Below are 16,556 nucleotides of genomic sequence, written 5' to 3'. Positions count from 1 at the left end.
TACGTGAGTGATCAGGACCCGTTGGGTAACATTTTTAGCTGAGTTGACACGTGGCTTCCTGGCTCTAGGCTGAAGAGTGTGGGTCTGAGAAGGGGAAGGCGGTTGGCGAGCCAAAGGATTGGTAGCCAGTGTCAGACCCCGATGGGTGGTGTCCGTATGCGAGCGCTGGGTGCGTCTCGCCTAAGAACTCGCGCCGTGGTATTGGCTCCAGTGCTCGCTGTCGTCGCCGCGTGCCCTGCGGCGACCGCCGCCGAAACGGTGACCGTGGTTCCGCCCGAGGTGGAGCAGGCGGCACGGAACGATCTGCGTCGTGGGCCTGATCGGCATTGCGGTGCTGGGCGCCGTCGTCGCCGGCGGCTACATCCGGCTGCACCGCGCCATAGGCTAGCCTCACGCCGTACCACGGGCTACGGGCGGCACGATGTACCGCACGAATACGATCCACCGCGCCAAGAGGAACGCGACCGGCGCCGGCTGCGCACGGCCATCCAATCGGGCCGTACGCCCGTTCACACCCGTTCGGGCACCCGGTCGCGGTCCCGATCCCGATGCCGGCCCCGGCTCCACCATCGCAGGCTTGGTGGGCTCCCGGCCGGCGGTTGCGGTGCCCTCGACGTCCGCTCCCCCTGCCGTGGATCGCCATACCGGCCGATCTCGTCCGAAGCCGTTCCCGTGGCCGCCTCCCGGGTCTCCGTCTCGGTCCGCGCCGCCCAGGGATCCCGGTGCGCCACGGGTTCGGGCCGCGGGTAGGTGACCTGGGCCACCCGCACGTCCACCAGCACGGGGCCGTCGACCCGCAGGGCCCGTTCCAGGGCCGGTTCCAGGTCGCGAACCCTTTCCACACGGATCCCCACGCCGCCCGCCGTCTCGGCAAAGGCGGCGAAGTCCGGGTTGACGAACCGGGTGCCGAAGGGCTCCACCCCCGCCCGCACCTGCAGCTCCTCCTCTTCGGCGAAGCGGCCGTCGTTGCAGCAGATCACCACGATGGGCAGCCGCTCCCGCACCGCCGTGGTGAACTCCATCAAGGTCATGCCCAGCCCGCCGTCCCCGGCCAGGGCCACCACCGGCCGGCGCGGGGCGGCCAGGGCCGCGCCGATGGCGGCCGGCAGGGCGAACCCCACCGTCCGCCAGTGGCCGGACACCAGCACCATCTGCCGGTCGGGGAAGAAGTAGCGGCCGAACCAGTAGGTGTGCTGGCCGGTGTCGACGCAGATCACCGCCCCGGGATCGACGACCCCGGAGAGGACGGTCATCAGCGCCGCCGGGTGCACACCCTCCCCCGCCCGGCCGCCACGGCCTGCGGCCCCACCGCGCCCGCCTGCCCGGGTTCCGGGACCCGCGCCCCGGCCCTGGGCCGCCGCATCGGCTTCCTGGAGCTCCGCGTGCCAGGTCGCCCGTGCCCGCTCCCAGAAGGCGTGCCAGCTCTCCCGCGCCTGGGGCTTGATCCCGTCCCGCAAGGCGGAGACCACCGTCTCCGCCGGGCCGGCCAGGGCCACCTCAACGGGTAAGGTCATGCCCAGGTGGGCGCGCCGGATGTCGACCTGGATCACCTTGAGCCCCCGGGGCACGAAGGCCGGCTGCCACCAGGTCGAACCCACCACCAGCGCCACGTCGGCCGCCCCCATGACGTCGGCCGCCGCCTGGGTGCCTGCCTCCCCCAGCACGCCGCAGTAGTGGCGGTGCTCCGCCGGCACCGCCCCGAGTCCCGGCAGGGTCGACACGATGGGAGCATCCAGGGCCTCAGCCAGGGCCAGCAGGGCCTCCCGGGCCGCCCGCGCGCCCCGGCCCGCCAGGATCACCGGCTTCATGGCCGTGCGCAAGAGGTGCAGGGCCGCGTCGATCTCCCGCTGGTCGGGGGCCGGTTCGGCCTTCAGGTAGCCCGGCTTGCCGGTGGGCTTGGCGCCGGCCAGTTCCTGCCGCTGCAGGTCCACGGGCAGCCCCACCCGGGCCGGGCCCGGGCGCTCCCAGGCCGCCCGCAAGGCCGTGGGCAGGATGCGGGTCGCCTGGCCGGCCGCCGCCAGGGTGTGGTTGAAGACCGTGGCATCCGTGTAGACCAGGTCCAGGTTGGCGTCCTGGGGCCAGTGGGTGGCGGTCTTCGCCGTGGGCAGGCCGCCGGTGATGGCCAGCAGCGGCACCCGGTCCATGGCGGCATCGTACACGCCGTTCAGCATCTGCACGGCGCCGGGGCCGGCGTCGCTGCAGCAGGCGACCATCTGGCCGCTCAGCTTGGCGTAGGCCGCTGCCATGATCGCCGCCGCCCCTTCGTGGCGGGCGGCCACAAAGCGCGGGCGGCGGTTCTGCCGGACCGCTTCGAGCAGCGGGATGATGGAGTCCCCCGGCACGCCGAACAGGCAGGGGATATCCCATTCTGCCAGCTCGGCCGCCACGTAGTCGGCCACGGTCATCCGCCGGGAAGTCATGGGTCGTTGCCTCCTTGACCTCTGGGTCCAGGTTGTGAGTGGGCGGTCGCTGCGCCCGGCGCCACGGGCACCCGCGGGCCCCGCGCCGGCGCAGGCTCCCGGGCCGCCCCGGCTCCCAGGGGCCGGCCGTCCACGGCCGGTTCGACCAGCGCGGGCGTTCCCCGCAACCGGCTGAGCCCCGCGGTCCGGGGGTGGTACGCCAGCGGCACCCCGGTGATCTCCGCCACCTCCCGGGTCAGAGCCCGCAGGTCGCCCTTGCCCACGCCGGCCAGGCGGACGTGGCCCAGGGCACGGGCCGCTTCCACCATCTCCTGCACGCACGCCTTGAGGTAGTTGGCCGCCTGGATCGCCGCCTGCTCCCCGTCGAACAGGTGGGTGTAGCGGCCCTTGGCGATGAAGAGCTCGTAGGGCGGCGCGTAGGGCATGAGGCGCACCATCTGTGCCTGCACCATGGCCAGCAGGATCGCCGTGCCCACGTAGCAGGCATCGGCGCCCAGGGCCATGGCCTTGAGGAAGTCCGCCCCGTCCCGGAGGCCCCCCGAGGCGATCAGGGTGATCCGGTCCCGCACCCCCAGCTCCCGCAGGATGCGGTCCGCCTCGGGGATCGCGTAGACGACCGGCAGGCCGAAGTCGTTGATGGTGAAGAGGTACCCCTTGCCCGTGCTGCCCTTGGCCCCGTCGATGCTGATGAAGTCGACTCCCGCCGCCACCGCCGCCCGCAGGTCGGCCTCCAGGTCGCCAGCGCAGAGCTTGACGCCGATGGGTACGCCGCCCGTCATCCGGCGCAGCTCCTCGACCAGCCGGGCCAGGTCGTCCGGCGAGGCCACCTGGGGAAAGCGGGTGTGGATCACCGCCTCCTCGCCGGGGCGCAGGCCCAGGTGCCGCCGGACCGGTTCGTCCAGCATGTCCCAGGGGGTCGACTCCTGGGCGCTGGCGTCGGCGCCCTGGCCGAACTGGATCTCGATGGCATCCGCCTGGCGCAGCTGCTCGGGCCGGATGTTCCAGCCGCCGCGGTTGTACTGGACGATGTAGTGCTTCGCGTGGCGGCGCTCGTCGGCCAGGAAGCCGCTCTCCCCGGAGTTGGTGGCGGTGCCCACCATGGCCGACGCCCGGGCCAGGGCCACCTTGGCTTCCCGCGTCAGGGCGAGGCCGTAGGCCATGCCGGTGATCAGGATGGGGATCTTCAGGTGGAGGGGCCGGGCCGCCTGGGGGCCGATGGTGACCCGGGTGTCCACGTCGGGCTCCCCTCGGGGCAGCCGGCCGATCTGGGCCGGGACGAAGACCAGCTGCTCGAACTGCATCCACGGCCGGGTGGCGCCGTAGGGGCGGGTGAAGGGCTTGCCCGTCTCGGCCCGGCGCATGATGGCCAGCATCTGCTCGGGGTCGGTGTTCCGGGCCAGCACCATCCACTGCAGCATCTGGTTGCGGTCCTGGGGGCCGCTCAGGGCCGTCACCATCATGCGGTTGAACAAGCGCCGCAGCAGGGAGGGGCCGAGCCAGGCCGCCAGGCCGGCCACGACCCCCATCAGCACCAGCATCGCCAGCAGCGCCCCTGCGAAGGCGGCCAGCATGCGGCCCATCCCCCTTGATCGGACGAACCCGGCCCCGGGGCCCCGGCACTGCGGGCTCCGGCCCCTGGGGACGAACCCGGCCCCTGTGGGAGCCCTGGCTCCTGCGCGGCTCCCGCCCCTGGGGGCGCCCCGGCCCCTGCGACCCGGCGCCGCGGCGGACTCCCCCGCCAGGTCCGGTGCGGACGGGCACGGGCGGGCGGTCAAGCCCTTGCCGGACTTCGCGCGATGGGTTCGGGCGTAGGGTACCCGCGCGGAATCGCAAGGAATAAGGGAAAAGGAGGGTTCCCGGCGCGGACATCATCCGGTAATGGTGGGTGCCGGCCCCAGCACCGCCGTACGCGCCGGCCGCCCCAGGGGGTACCTGCCGGGGTGGGCTCCTGGGGCGGGCCCCCGCAGGCCGTCCCCCAGGCGGCTTCCCGTGGTGGACTACCACCGCGGGCTCCCGTGGCGGCCTGCCCCTCGGTTGACTGGGGCGGCCTGCCACGGCCACCTCCCCCAGTAGCCTGTCGCGGTGGCGTCCCGGTGGCCGCCCGGCAGCCTCTCTTGGCGCGCCATCGCGGCGGCCTGTCAAGTGACCGCCCGCGGCGGACCTCCCAGCGGGCCCCCGGGCTGGCCCTCGGGCGGGCGACCACGGGGCACGGGGCGGCGGCATCCCCACCGGCGCAGGTCGACGGCTAGCGGCCGTTCTAGCCGGCGTTCCGCAAGCCCGCCGCGATGCCCAGGATGGAGAGCAGCAGCGCCCGCTCCAGGGCCGGGCGCTCGGGGTCGCCTTCCGGCGAGGCCCGGTACCGGGCCAGCAGCTCCACCTGCAGGTAGCTGATGGGGTCGACGTACGGGTTGCGCAAGGCCGTCTGCCGCGCCAGCACGGGGTGGTGGGCCAGAAGCGGCCCGCCGAAGGTCTCCTCCAAGAGCGCCCGGGTCCGCACCATGGCCTCCTCGAGCCGGGGGAAGAACCGGTTCGCCAGGGGCCCGGGCACCAGCCGCAGGTACTCCCTGGCCACGGCCAGGTCGGCCTTGGCCAGGGCCAGGGCCGCGCCGTCCAGCACCGAGCGGAAGAAGGGCCAGCGGGCAAACATCGCCTGGCGAAGGTCCCGCGGCACCGCCGCAAGACCTTCGGCCAGCCCGTACCAGCCGGGCAGCAGAAGACGCACCTGGGTCCAGGCCATCACCCAGGGGATGGCCCGCAGATCCTGGACGCGCCGGGCCCGGCCCGTGCGGGCCACCGGGCGGGAAGCGATCTTCAGGGCGGCGATCTCCCGGATCGGGGTGAAGTGCTCGAAGAACTCGAAGAACCCGGGCTCCGCCAGCAGCTGGCGGTAGGCCTCCGCCGACCGGGCGGCGGCCCGGTCCATGGCCTCCCGCCAGGCCGCCGGGACGGGGGAACCGCCCGGGGCGAGCCCCTGGCGCCCGCCGCCCGGCCTGCTCGGCGCGGTCCCGGCCCCGCCGGGCGGGCCGGGTTCCTCCGGCGAAAGCACCGCCTCTTGGGCCTGGGCCAGCGTGTCCCGGGCCGCCGCCAGAAGGAAGTGGTAGAGGAGCTGCTCCAGGTTGCGCAGGGCCAGCTCGGGGTGAGCGTAGCGGTCCGCCAGCGCCTCTCCCTGCTCGGTGAGCCGCAGGCGGCGGCCCACGGTGCCCGGCGGCAGGCTGGCGATGGCGCGGCCGGCGGTCCCCCCGCCGCCCCGGGCTGTGGACGTGCCGCGACCGTGGAAGAAGGACACCGGCACGCCCGCCGCCCGGGCCACCGCCGCGATGCCCTCCTGGGCCCGGTAGAGGGCCCAGTTGGCCGCCAGGTAGCCCGCGTCCTTGCTGGAGTCGGAGTAGCCGATCATCACCTCGCAGCCGCCGCGGCCGCGGGCGTGGACGCCGAAGACGGGGTTCTGCAGCAGCTGCTCCATGGCGCGGGGCGCCGCCTCCAGGTCGGCCAGGGTCTCGAACAGGGGGACCACGTCAAAGGGCAAGGGGTGGCCGGGGCGGTACAGCCCCACCTCCCGCGCCAGGACGAACACCTCCAGCACGTCGGCGGGGCCGCGGCAGCCGCTGATGATGTAAGCCCCCCGGTCCTGCCAGGCCCGCAGAGCATCCAGGGCCACGGCCAGCTCGCGGCTGCGGGGCCGGTAGCCCACCGGCGCCAGCGGCCGGGGCGAAGCCAGCTCCCGGGTCAGCACCGCCTCCCGCCCGGCGGCATCCAGGGCCAGGTACTCCCCTGCCGCCATGACCCCACCGGCTTCCAGCAGCTCCGCCACCGCCCGCCCGTGGGCCTCGGCATGCTCCCGCAGGTCGAGGGGCGCCATGGCCTCGCCAAAGACCTGGGCCCGCCAGCGCAGGGGACGCACCAGGGTGGCCGCCGCCTCGCCCAGCCCGGCATCCCGCAGCCCCTCTTCCACCTGGAAGAGCAGGCGATCCAGGGCGGTGGAACCGGCGGCCTCCGGCCCCTCGCCGGCCGGCGGTTCCCCGGCGGTCCCCTTTGGTGGCGCGGCCGCGGCGGGCCGGGAAGGCCGTTCGCCGGCTGGGTCCGCTGGAACGGCGGGCCCTCCAGGGATGCCCTCCGCTGAAGCGGGCGGCCGGGGAGGCATTGCCGCTCCCTCCGGCGGAGCCGCCGGCCGGGGAGGCGGTGCCGTTGCCTCGACTGCAGCGTCCGGCCGGTGGGGTACAGCCGGTGCCTCGGCTGGAGCCGCCGCCCGGGCGGGCGTCTCGCTCCACACCTCTTCCGGCACCGCCCTTGCCGCCCAGTGCCGCTGCAGCCGGTAGGCGAACCGCCGGTAGGGCTCGCCGGGGAACCGGCCGGCGGCCGCCGGCGGCAGGGGCGCCACGGCCTCTGCGGGCAAGGAGGGCAGGGGAGGCAGGGAAGCCCGTTCTTCCGCCACGGACAGATCCCGCGTCAGGGCGGCCAGGCCTCCGGCGTACTTTCGGGCGATCTCGGCCCGCGCGTAGGCCTGGGCCCAGGCGGTGACCTCCGGGGTCACAAAGGGGTTGCCGTCCCGGTCACCACCGATCCAGCTCCGGAAGGCCAGGCGCGGGGGAAGAACCGGCCGCCGCCCGTAGCGGGCGGCCACCGCCCCCTCGAGGGCCTCCATGAGCCGGGGCACCGCCTCCCACAGGGTGGTGGGCAGGTAGTAGAGGCCGCCGCGGACCTCGTCCTCCACCCGGGGCGGGGCCGGGCGCAGCTCGCGGGTGGTCCAGAGCAGGGTGACCCGGGCCACCACCTCGTCCAGGTCCCCCTCGCCCCGCTCCAGCCGGTCCAGGGCCTGGTTGAGCTGCAGCAGGTGGTGGCGCAGGGTGCGCCGCCGCGTCTCGGTCGGATGGGCCGTGAAGGTCAGCTCCAGCCGGGCCGAGGCGAGGAGGCGCACCACGTCGTCGAATTCCATCCCTTGGGCCTGAAGCTGGGTGACCAGGGCCAGCAGCGACTCGGGCCGGGGCCGGTCGGGCGTGCTGGCCTGCTCGCGCCGGCGGTTCACCCGCACCCGGTGCCGCTCCTCCGCCAGGTTGACCAGATGGAAATAGGTCGAAAAGGCCCGGATCAGCCCTTCGGCCGCGGCCACCGAAAGCCCGCCGATCTCGGCCCGCAGCGCCTGCCGGGCGGCGTCGTCCCCCGGGTGCTGCCGGAGGTGCTTGGTGTGGGCGCGGATGTCCTCTTCCAGTTCGAACAGGCGATCCCCCGAGAGGCGGCGGATGGCCTCCCCCAGGGCCCGTCCCAGGAGGTCGACCTCCCGCTTGAGAAGGGGGTACAGCTCCTCTTCCGGCCGCCCATCCGGCGGGGGAACGGATCCCGCCGGGGCAGGCAACGCCTCGCCGGACGAGCCGGCCGCCGCAGGGCGGCTCCCCTGCCCGCCGCCCCGGTCCTGGCGGTCCTGACCGTCCTTGCGGTCCCGGCCGTCCTTCAGGTCCCGGCTCCCCTTCCCCGCCGCCGAGCCGGCCCCTGCCGGCCGGTCACCCTCGCCGCTCACAAGCCCTTCCTCCCTTATCCCGTCCCGGGTGTCCCGTACCGTGCCACTGTTCCATTCCCTTGCGCCCCTTGGACTCCAAGCCCTTCCGGTGTCTTTCCCCCTTCATCCCGGCCGGCGTCCCTAATCCCCCCGGCCGCCTCCCCCGCCGGCGGCCGCGGCGGGGGAGGGGGGGAGCCGGTGCCCGGGGCGGCTCACCAGGCCGGCACGGGCGCCCGGCCCGCCCGCCCGGCCCACGCCCACCCGGCCGGCCAGCCCCAGGGCCGCCATGCGGGCCGACAGCGCCTGGGCCACCGCCGGGGCCTGTTCGTCCGTCACCAGGGCCAGCACGCTGGGACCCGCCCCGCTGAGGCAGGCCCCCAAGGCGCCCGCCGCGGTGGCCACGCCGATCAGATCATCCAGCCAGGGAAACAGGGCGGCGCGATAAGGCTGGTGCAACCGGTCCTGCATGGCTTCCGCCAGGAGGTCGCCGCGCCCGGCGGCCAGGGCGTGGACCAGCAGGGCCGCGCGGGCGGCGTTGAAGGCCGCATCGCCGTGGGCCACCGCCGCAGGTAGCGCCCGCCTTGCCTCATGGGTGTAGCTGGCCACGGCCGGGATGGCCACCACGGCCGCCAGTGGACGGCCCAGGGGGACCGGTACCGCCCGCCAGCCGCCACCAGGGTCGCCGCCGCCTACGCCTGCACCTGCGGAGGCCTCTTCCCGGCGCCCCGCGGCTTGCCCCGCCGCCGGGGCCGGTCGCCAGGCCAGCACCAGGCCGCCGTAAAGAGCCGCCGCCACATTGTCCGCGTGGCCTTCCAGATCGGCCGCCAGTTGCAGCAGGTCCGCCGCTGTCAACGGTCGCCCTGCCCGCCGCAACCACTGGTTGGCAGCGGCCAGGCCGGCGACGATGGCGGCGGCACTGGATCCCAGCCCCCGGGCGGGCGGAATGGTGCTGCGCACAACCAGCCGCCAAGCGGCAGGGTGGGCTTGCCTCGCCCGGTGGAAGGCGGCGACCACGGCCCGGACCACCAGGTTTTCCCCCGCCTCCCCGGGCGGTGCCGCCGGGAGGCCCCAGCCGTCCAGGTGCCAGTGTACGGCCCCGGCGGGGTGGATCCAGTGCCGCGGCTCGGCGGGCCAGGGCTCAAGCCACGCCCTGAGCTCCCAGCCCTGAAGGGCCAGACCCAGGCAGTCGAACCCCGGCCCCAGGTTGGCGCTGGTGGCTGGCACCCGGCTCCAGGCCACCGCCCGCCCGCTGCCGCCGCCTGGCGCGTGGGCCGCGGCCTCGTGGCCCGTCGCCGCACCAAGGGTCTTCTCAGGATCCGGACGCCGGGTGAGGGCGGTGCCCCGCTCCCTATGGGCGCGGGCGACACCCCTTGCGCCACCCCTTGCACCGCCCCTTGCGCCCTCGCTGGCACCCCCCCTGCCACCGGGCCTCCGGCGGTAGAGGCCCATGGGCCCATCCGGCGCCTCCCGGGCCGGTCGCCGTCCCTTCCCCATCTCTACCGACCTCCCGCCGGTGTTGCAAGCAAGTGCTGCACGACGGCCTCCGGATCCAGGGCCCGGGCTTCCAGGGCTTCCAAGGCTTCCAGGTCGCCGCCCTCGCCCCCGCTCGCCCGGGCGGCCCGCAGGGCGGTGTCCACGTCCTTCAGGCCGTGGCCCGTCAGCACGCACACCACGGGCCCCTCGGGCACCTCCCAGCCGGGTTCGTCCCCCCGGGCCAGCTTCAAAAGGCCCGCCACCGAAGCCGCCGAGGCCGGCTCGGCGAAGACGCCTTCCAGCCGGGCCAGGAGCCGCTGGGCGGCGAGGATCTCCTCGTCGCTGACCGCCAGCACCCGGCCCCCGGTATCCCGCACCGCCGCCAGGGCCTTCTCCCCGTACACGGGCCGGCCGATACGGATGGCCGACGCCAGCGTCTGCGGCCGGTCGACCGGCCGGCCCCGGACCAGGGGCGCCGCCCCCTCCGCCTGCACCCCGTACAGCCGGGGTACCCGCCCCAGGCGGCCCGCCGCCGCGTAGGCGCGAAAGCCCATGTGGTAGGCGGTGATGTTGCCGCCGTTGCCCACAGGGAGGAACACGGCCGCCCGTTCGTCCAGACCGATGGCGGCCAGCTGGTCCACCACCTCGAAGGCCGCCGTCTTCTGGCCCTCCAGGCGGTCGGGGTTGAGGGAGTTGACCAGGACCAGTTCCGGCCGCTCGGCCACCACCTGCCGCACCGCGGCCAGGGCGTCGTCGAAGCTTCCCCGCACCGGCAGGATCCGCGCCCCGCAGGCCACGGCCTGGCCCACCTTGCCCGCCGCCACGCCCCCCGCCGGAAGCACCAGCCAGCAGTCCATGCCCGCCCGGGCGGCGTAGGCCGCCGCAGCCGCCGCCGTGTTGCCCGTGGAGGCGCAGATCACCGCCTGGGCGCCCCGGGCCCGGGCGCAGGTCAGGGCCATGGTCATGCCCCGATCCTTGAAGGATCCCGTCGGGTTGGCCCCTTCGAACTTGAGGAACACGGCCGGCGGCCGCCGGTCGCGAGGCAGTTCCTCCAGCAGCCGGTCCGCCCGGATCAGCGGCGTGTCGCCTTCTCCCAGGGTAAGCGGCTCGGCCTCCGGAGGTACCGGCAGCCAGTCGCGATAGCGGGCGATGATACCCTGGCGGGGCAGGACCGGCCCGGGCTCCACCGCCTGACGAGGAGGGCCGGGGCGGTTAGGGTGAGTGGGACCAGACACCGCTCGTTTCACCCTCTCCCTGAAGCTCGAAACGGAAGGATGCCGGCATGGAAAATCGAACGGCCCCGCGTCCCGTTAGGGACGCGAGGCCGTGCTCGCGCGGTTCCACCCTAATTGATCCGCGGCGGCGCCCCGTGGCGCTTCGCCCGGTGCCCTGCCTGACCCGGCGGGGGCATGGGCGACTCCCACCGGCCACCGCCACCGCGAATCCTCTCCGTGCCCGTAAGGGGGGCTGCCCCGCCCAGCTACTCCCGCCCCGCCTGCCTGGCCGGGCGGTTTCGCCGGCGGCTCCCGGAGGGTTTTCGGCCCGGCCCGGTGCGGGGGCTTTCAGCCACGGCCTCCCGTCTCTGGACACCGGCTTGGGGGCCTACTCGTTCCGGTCATCGCGCACGCCGGGATGACGCATTCCTCAAGCCGAACCGGCTCTGGGAACGCTTTTGCGGGATTATAGGGCCTGGCCGGGGCCGGGTCAAGGGGTCAGAGCGCAAGGACCGCCGCGCCGGGATCAGGCAGAACCGGGCGAGACCCACCGAGGACGCGCCGAACTTAGGCTTCAGCCCGGCTTGCGAACCGGTCAAGGATCACGCCCCAGCCCCCCGCGAAGGCCCGCTGGGTGGCTGCACCCGCCTCGCCGAGTTCGTCCCAGCCCCGGTGCTCCAGTTCCACCCGGGTGCCGTCGCCCTCGGGGAAGAACCGGACCTCCACCTGGGTCGGACCCGCCCAGTTGGCCTGGTTCCAGGTGAACACCACCCGGTGGGGCGGCTCGTAGACCAGAACGCGGCCGATCTCGTGCTCTTCGCCGTCCCGGAACCGCTCGTAGAAGCGGCCGCCGGCCCGGCCCTCCAGGACCAGATCGGCGCTGCGTTCGCCGCCGTAGGAGAACTGGTCCAGCGGCCACCACTGCCCGATGCCGGCCGTAAACCGGGTAAAGACGGCCTCCACGGGCCCGCGGACGACGACCCTGCGTCGAATCATCCCTCACCGTCCCCCTCGACGTGGCGGCGGAAGCGCTCCAGGGCGACGTCCCAGGCCCTGGCCACCTGGTCCAGCCAGTCCCGGACCTCCGCCAACCCTTCCGGGCGCAACCGGTACAGCCTCCGCCGCCCCGATTTCTCCACCTCGACCAGACCCGCAGCCGTGAGGACGGCCAGGTGCTTGGACACCGCCGGCCGGCTGATGGGCAGCGGCCGGGCCAGGGTGACCACGTCCTTGGGCCCCGACCGGAGCACCGTGATGATGTGGCGCCGCGTCGGATCCGCCAGGGCCGCGAACTTGCGATCGAGATCCATGGCGCAAAAGTAACCAAGTGGTTACCCATTCGTCAAGCCCCCTCCCCAGCAACGACCCCCTCACCGGCAGGAACCGTCCCCCTGGCCGCCGTAACCGGTTGGCAACAAGCCAGGCGGCCGGCGCAGCGGGTGGATCCCGGGGAACGCCCGGGCAGGCGCCCGCCGCGCCCCACCGGCCGGCCGGATCGCCATCACGGGGGGATGCGCGATGGGGCACACCGAGGTGGAGGTGGCGGGGCCCGAGCCCGCCACGGGGGCACTGCTGGCGCAGCCGCCGGTGCCGCCGCGGAAGCTGTCGGGACGGCCCCTGTTCGAAGGCCCGAACCCGGCAGCGGCCTGTGCCGCCTACCGAGCCTGGGCGGAGGCCGACCCCGACGCCTACTGGGCGGCCATCGCCGCCGAACTGGAGTGGCTGGCGCCCTGGAGCCACGTCCGCACGGGGGAACTTCCTGACTTCCGGTACTTCGTGGGCGGGCTCACCAACGTCAGCCTCAACTGCATCGACCGCCACCTCAGGAACGGCCGGCGCAACCAGGCGGCCATCGTCTGGGAGGGCGAGCCGGGGGACCGGCGGGTCTGGACCTTCCAGATGCTCCACGACGAGACCTGCCGGCTGGCCCACGCCCTGCGACAGGCGGGCATCGGCAAGGGCGACGTGGTGGCCATCTACCTCCCCAACCTGCCCGAGACCTTCGCCTCCATCCACGCCTGCTACCGCATCGGCGCCGTTTATAACGTGATCTTCTCGGGTTTCTCGCCCGACGCCATCCGCTCGCGCCTGGAAGATTCCCGGGCGCGGGTGGTGATCACCGCCGACGGCACCTACCGCCGCGGGCGGCTCCTCCCCCTGAAGGAGACCCTGGACCAGGCCCTGGAAGGGCTCGACTTCGTCGAAAAAGTGGTCGTCGTGCGGCGGGCGGGGGCCGAAGTCCCCATGACGGCGGGTCGCGACGTGTACTACGACGACTTTATCGCCGGCATGCCGGCCGACTTCCCGCCCGAGCCCCTGGAGGCAAACGAACCCGGGTTCATCATCTACACCAGCGGCACCACGGCGAAGCCCAAGGGCCTGGTCCACGCCGGGGTGGGCTTCCTGGTCGGCACCTACGCCAACGTCAAGTGGTCCCTCAACCTGCAACCCGGCGACATCTACTGGTGCACCGCCGACGTGGGCTGGCTGACCTTCCCCATCTTCGCCCTGGTGGGCGGCCTAGCCCACGGGGCGACCCACGTGGTCTACGAAGGCGCCCTGGACTACCCCGACCCCGGCCGGTTCTACCGGATGATCCAGCAGTACCGGGTCAACAAGGTCTTCACGGCGCCCACGGCCCTGCGGATGCTCAGCCGGGCGGGGGCCGGCTGGCCGCAGAAGTTCGACCTGCGCAGCCTCGAGCTTATCGCGCTGGTGGGCGAGCCGCTGGATCCCGAGACCTGGCACTGGGTGCGGCGGCACGTGGGCGACGGCGCGGTGGAGATCAACAACACCTACGGCCAGACGGAGACGGGCACGGCGTGGATGTCGGGCATCGCTGGCGTCACGGCCTCACGGCCGGGCTCCTGCGGCCTGCCCCTGCCGGGCTACCGCTGCCAGGTGGTGGACGCCGAGGGCCGGCCGGTTCCTCCCGGGACCACGGGCTACCTGGTGATCACGGGCCCCTTCCCCTGCCTGGCGCGGACCATCTGGGGCGATCACCAGCGGTACCTGGACACGTACTTCGCCCGCTTCCCCGGGCGGTACTTCACGGGCGACGCCGCCATGTACGACGCCGACGGCCACCACTGGGTGCTGGGCCGGGTGGACGACGTGATCAACGTGGCGGGTCACCGCCTGAGCACCATGGAGATGGAGAGCGCCCTGATCAACCACCCGCTGGTGGCCGAGGCGGCGGTGGTCGGCATGCCCGATCCCGTCAAGGGCACGGTGCCCGTGGTCTTCGCGGTGCTGCGGAGCGGCGTGACGCCACCGCCCGACATCGAGGAACAGCTGCGGGAGGAGATCGTGCGCCGGATCAGCCCCATCGCCCGCCCGGCACGGGTGTACGTGGTCGACGCAATGCCGAAGACGCGCAGCGGCAAGATCATGCGCCGCCTGCTGCGGGAGGCCGTCACCTCCGGGCAGGTCACCGGCGACACCACGGCCCTGGAAGATCCCGAGGTGCTGGATCGAATCCTGGCGCGGGTGGAACCGGGGGCGGGAGGGCCCGCCTCGACCGCCTGACCGCCGGATGGAACGCGAGCGCGGGTACATGACCGGCGGGCACCGGCCGGGACCTGGCCGTGGGGTCAGGTCCCGCCTCTTTTCACTGGCCGGGGTTTCGCTCCGCCGGCCGGGTTTCAGCCTTGCACCCCGGCGGCCCCGGCGCCCGCCTCCACTTCCAGTTCCTCCAATACCGCCACCGCCCGCCGCACGTGGGGAATGGTGATCGACCCGCCCACGATCAGGGCCACGCCGAAGATCTCGAAGAACTCGTCGCGGGTCACGCCTTCCTTGTGGCACTGGATCATGTGGTAGGTGATGCAGTCGTCGCAGCGCAGGACCAGTGAGGCCACCAGCCCCAGCATCTCCTTGACCTTGCTGGACAGGGCCCCCGGCTTGTAGGCCTGCCCGTCCAGGTTGAAGAACCGGCGCACCACCAGGTTGTCGTGGGCCAGGATCTTCTCGTTCATCTCGCTGCGGAAACGGTGAAAGGCGTCGAGCCGCTCGCCCACGGCATCTCCCTCCCCGACCCGCCGGAAAGTGCCGCCGGCAGCCCCGGTTCGCCGGGCTCAGGTCAGGCGCCCCGGCATCCAGGCCTACCGGCATGCCCCGGCTCTGACCGGTAGATTACCGCACCCGCCCGGGGGGGAGGAACCCAGCCCCTGCCGTCCAGCCGTTGACACCACCACGCACCCGCTCTATGCTCAACGCCAGAAGCCACCGCACCGTACCGATAGCCGTGCCCGCCGGGCGGCACCCCGCAGGCCCGCTGCGCTACCGCCACGGCGCGACGGAAGTGCAAAGGCCGGGCGGTGGAACAGGCACCGCTGAAGCCGAGTCGCTACCAGGAAAGAAGGCTGTATCCGTGGCCCGATCCCTCACCCCTCCGGCGGCCTCGCGCCCGGGCGCCGGCCCCGAGGGCACCCATCCCCTGCAGGCCGCCGTAAGCCGGGGCCTGCGGTCGACCCTGCGGATCCTGGTCGACCTGGCCCGCACCATGATCCCCGCCATGATCGTGGTGATGATCCTGGACCGGAGCGGGTGGCTGGCGCGCATCGCCGGCCTGGCAGCACCCGCCATGGCCTGGTTCGGCCTGCCGGGCGGCACCGCCCTGGCCCTGCTCATCGGCAACACCGTGGGGCTCTACAGCGGCATCGCCGCCGCCATCCCGCTGGGGCTCGATTACAAGCAGTGGACGATCCTCGGCACCATGCTGGCCATCAGCCACGCCCACCCGGTCGAAGCCTCCATCATCGCCCGGGCGGGGGCCAACACCTGGACGGTGCTGGCGGCGCGGCTGCTGGCCTCGGCGGCGGCCGGGGCCCTGCTCAACCTGGTCCTCTAACGGGTTCGGGGTTCTGTCACGGGTTCCGGGGTGGACCCGGCTCCATCCGGGGAGGTTGGACCGATGTGGCTTCTGGACGCCATCGTCGACGGGATCGGTGAAGGGATCCTGCTCCTGCTGCGGATCGGCCTCTTCGTTGCCCCGGTGCTGATCCTGCTGGAGTGGGCACGGCTGACCGGCCGGCTCGACCGGACCACCCATCGCCTGGAACCCGTCTGCCGCCGCCTGGGACTGGCTCCGGAGCTGGCGCCTTCGTTGACGGTGGGCGCCGTGCTGGGGGTGATCCTGGGCTCCGGCGTGGTCCTGGAGACCACCCGGGAGCAGCCGGTGCCCCGGGACCAGGTGACGTTGCTGTTCGTCTTCGTGGGCATCTTCCACGCCATGTTCGAGGAGACGGCGGCCATCTTCGCCTTCGGCGGCAACGGGCTCATCATGGTGACCACCCGGTTTGCCTTCGGCCTTGCGGCCTTCTGGGTGTACCGGCGCTGGCTTGCCCTGCGGCCGGCGGCCCTGGGCGGGCCGGTCCTCGCCCCCCATCCGGCGCGGCACCGGAGCTAGCGGTGGCCGGGACCCCTCCGGCCCCCCGGCCCGGCCTCCCGGCCCGGCGCCGCGCCCCGCCTCCGGGTCAGCCGGCCTTCCGCTGCTCGATCTCCCGCGCCAGGCCGCCGAAGAACTGGCCCATGATCATCTTCGCCACGCCGCCCAGCACCCGCTGGCCGATGCTGGCCACCGGCCCGCCCACCTGGGCTTCGCCCTGGTACTTCAGCAGGGTCCCGTCGCCCTGGGGTTCCAGGTCAAGCACCAGGGAGGCCCGCACGAAGCCGGGCCCGCCTTCCCCCTCGATGTTCAGGCGGTAGCGGTTCGGCGGTTCCTTGTCCTCGATGGCGATCCGGCCTTTGTACCTGCCGCGGATGGCCGCGATACCCAGTTCCAGCTCGGCTTCGTACTGGTCTTCGTCCACCCGGGTCAGCTGCTTGCAGCCGGGCGTGCACCGCGCCAGGACCTCCTGGTCGTTGAGGCAGGCCCAGACGGTCTCCACGGGTGCGGCGATCTTCTGGCTTCCGGCAACCTGCATTCCTGGCACCCCCAAGAGCCGGTCGAACGAT

General features: G+C 73.6%; 12 protein-coding genes. 3 read left to right on the top strand and 9 right to left on the bottom strand.

Features of this window, described 5'->3' with window-relative positions; all coding sequences use genetic code 11:
• Positions 1 to 509: 509 nt before the first annotated feature.
• The 7 genes from THESUDRAFT_RS03680 to THESUDRAFT_RS03645 form a co-directional block, all read right to left on the bottom strand.
• A complete protein-coding gene (locus tag THESUDRAFT_RS03680; protein WP_006903373.1) occupies positions 510 to 2,420 on the bottom strand; it encodes a thiamine pyrophosphate-binding protein in 1,911 nt (636 codons plus the stop codon).
• Entirely contained in the window at positions 2,417 to 3,991 is a 1,575-nt protein-coding gene (locus tag THESUDRAFT_RS03675; RefSeq protein ID WP_006903372.1) for an FMN-binding glutamate synthase family protein, read from the bottom strand. The genes THESUDRAFT_RS03680 and THESUDRAFT_RS03675 overlap by 4 nt, the downstream gene beginning before the upstream one ends.
• A 686-nt stretch (positions 3,992 to 4,677) precedes the next feature.
• On the bottom strand, positions 4,678 to 7,932 hold the full coding sequence (locus tag THESUDRAFT_RS03670) for a phosphoenolpyruvate carboxylase (protein ID WP_006903371.1): 3,255 nt from the start codon (positions 7,930 to 7,932) through the stop codon (positions 4,678 to 4,680).
• Positions 7,933 to 8,052: 120 nt separating this feature from the next.
• Positions 8,053 to 9,405: a homoserine kinase gene (gene thrB, locus THESUDRAFT_RS03660; RefSeq protein WP_006903370.1), complete on the bottom strand. Its 1,353-nt coding sequence runs from the start codon at positions 9,403 to 9,405 to the stop codon at positions 8,053 to 8,055.
• 2 nt (positions 9,406 to 9,407) lie between these two features.
• A complete protein-coding gene (gene thrC, locus THESUDRAFT_RS03655) occupies positions 9,408 to 10,571 on the bottom strand; it encodes a threonine synthase (protein WP_040826240.1) in 1,164 nt (387 codons plus the stop codon).
• A gap of 594 nt (positions 10,572 to 11,165) precedes the next feature.
• Positions 11,166 to 11,594 carry an SRPBCC domain-containing protein gene (locus THESUDRAFT_RS03650; protein WP_006903368.1) on the bottom strand — a complete coding sequence of 143 codons (429 nt, stop codon included), beginning with the start codon at positions 11,592 to 11,594 and terminating at the stop codon, positions 11,166 to 11,168.
• Positions 11,591 to 11,908 carry an ArsR/SmtB family transcription factor gene (locus tag THESUDRAFT_RS03645; RefSeq protein WP_006903367.1) on the bottom strand — a complete coding sequence of 106 codons (318 nt, stop codon included), beginning with the start codon at positions 11,906 to 11,908 and terminating at the stop codon, positions 11,591 to 11,593. Before THESUDRAFT_RS03645 ends, THESUDRAFT_RS03650 begins: the two co-directional genes overlap by 4 nt.
• 208 nt (positions 11,909 to 12,116) lie before the next feature.
• On the opposite strand from THESUDRAFT_RS03645, the gene acs reads away from it, so the two are divergent.
• Positions 12,117 to 14,126, top strand: coding sequence for an acetate--CoA ligase (gene acs / locus THESUDRAFT_RS03640; protein WP_006903366.1), 2,010 nt, complete (start codon positions 12,117 to 12,119; stop codon positions 14,124 to 14,126).
• 116 nt (positions 14,127 to 14,242) lie between these two features.
• Here acs and THESUDRAFT_RS03635 read toward each other — a convergent pair whose 3' ends face one another.
• Positions 14,243 to 14,617 carry a carboxymuconolactone decarboxylase family protein gene (locus THESUDRAFT_RS03635; protein ID WP_006903365.1) on the bottom strand — a complete coding sequence of 125 codons (375 nt, stop codon included), beginning with the start codon at positions 14,615 to 14,617 and terminating at the stop codon, positions 14,243 to 14,245.
• Between the two features lie 353 nt (positions 14,618 to 14,970).
• Between THESUDRAFT_RS03635 and THESUDRAFT_RS03630 the strand changes: the two genes are divergently transcribed.
• Together THESUDRAFT_RS03630 and THESUDRAFT_RS03625 are read left to right on the top strand one after the other, a co-directional pair.
• Positions 14,971 to 15,450, top strand: a complete 480-nt coding sequence (locus THESUDRAFT_RS03630; protein WP_040826236.1) for a nucleoside recognition domain-containing protein — start codon at positions 14,971 to 14,973, stop codon at positions 15,448 to 15,450.
• A gap of 63 nt (positions 15,451 to 15,513) precedes the next feature.
• Positions 15,514 to 16,008, top strand: coding sequence for a hypothetical protein (locus THESUDRAFT_RS03625; RefSeq protein ID WP_040826234.1), 495 nt, complete (start codon positions 15,514 to 15,516; stop codon positions 16,006 to 16,008).
• 67 nt (positions 16,009 to 16,075) lie between these two features.
• Here THESUDRAFT_RS03625 and THESUDRAFT_RS03620 read toward each other — a convergent pair whose 3' ends face one another.
• Positions 16,076 to 16,525, bottom strand: a complete 450-nt coding sequence (locus THESUDRAFT_RS03620) for an SRPBCC family protein (RefSeq protein ID WP_006903364.1) — start codon at positions 16,523 to 16,525, stop codon at positions 16,076 to 16,078.
• Positions 16,526 to 16,556 lie beyond the last annotated feature (31 nt).

It is taken from the genome of Thermaerobacter subterraneus DSM 13965 (assembly GCF_000183545.2).
In the GTDB taxonomy this organism is placed as follows: domain Bacteria; phylum Bacillota; class Sulfobacillia; order Thermaerobacterales; family Thermaerobacteraceae; genus Thermaerobacter; species Thermaerobacter subterraneus.
Note: the sequence above shows the minus strand (reverse complement) of the source record. Positions and strands in the feature narration are given on the sequence as shown.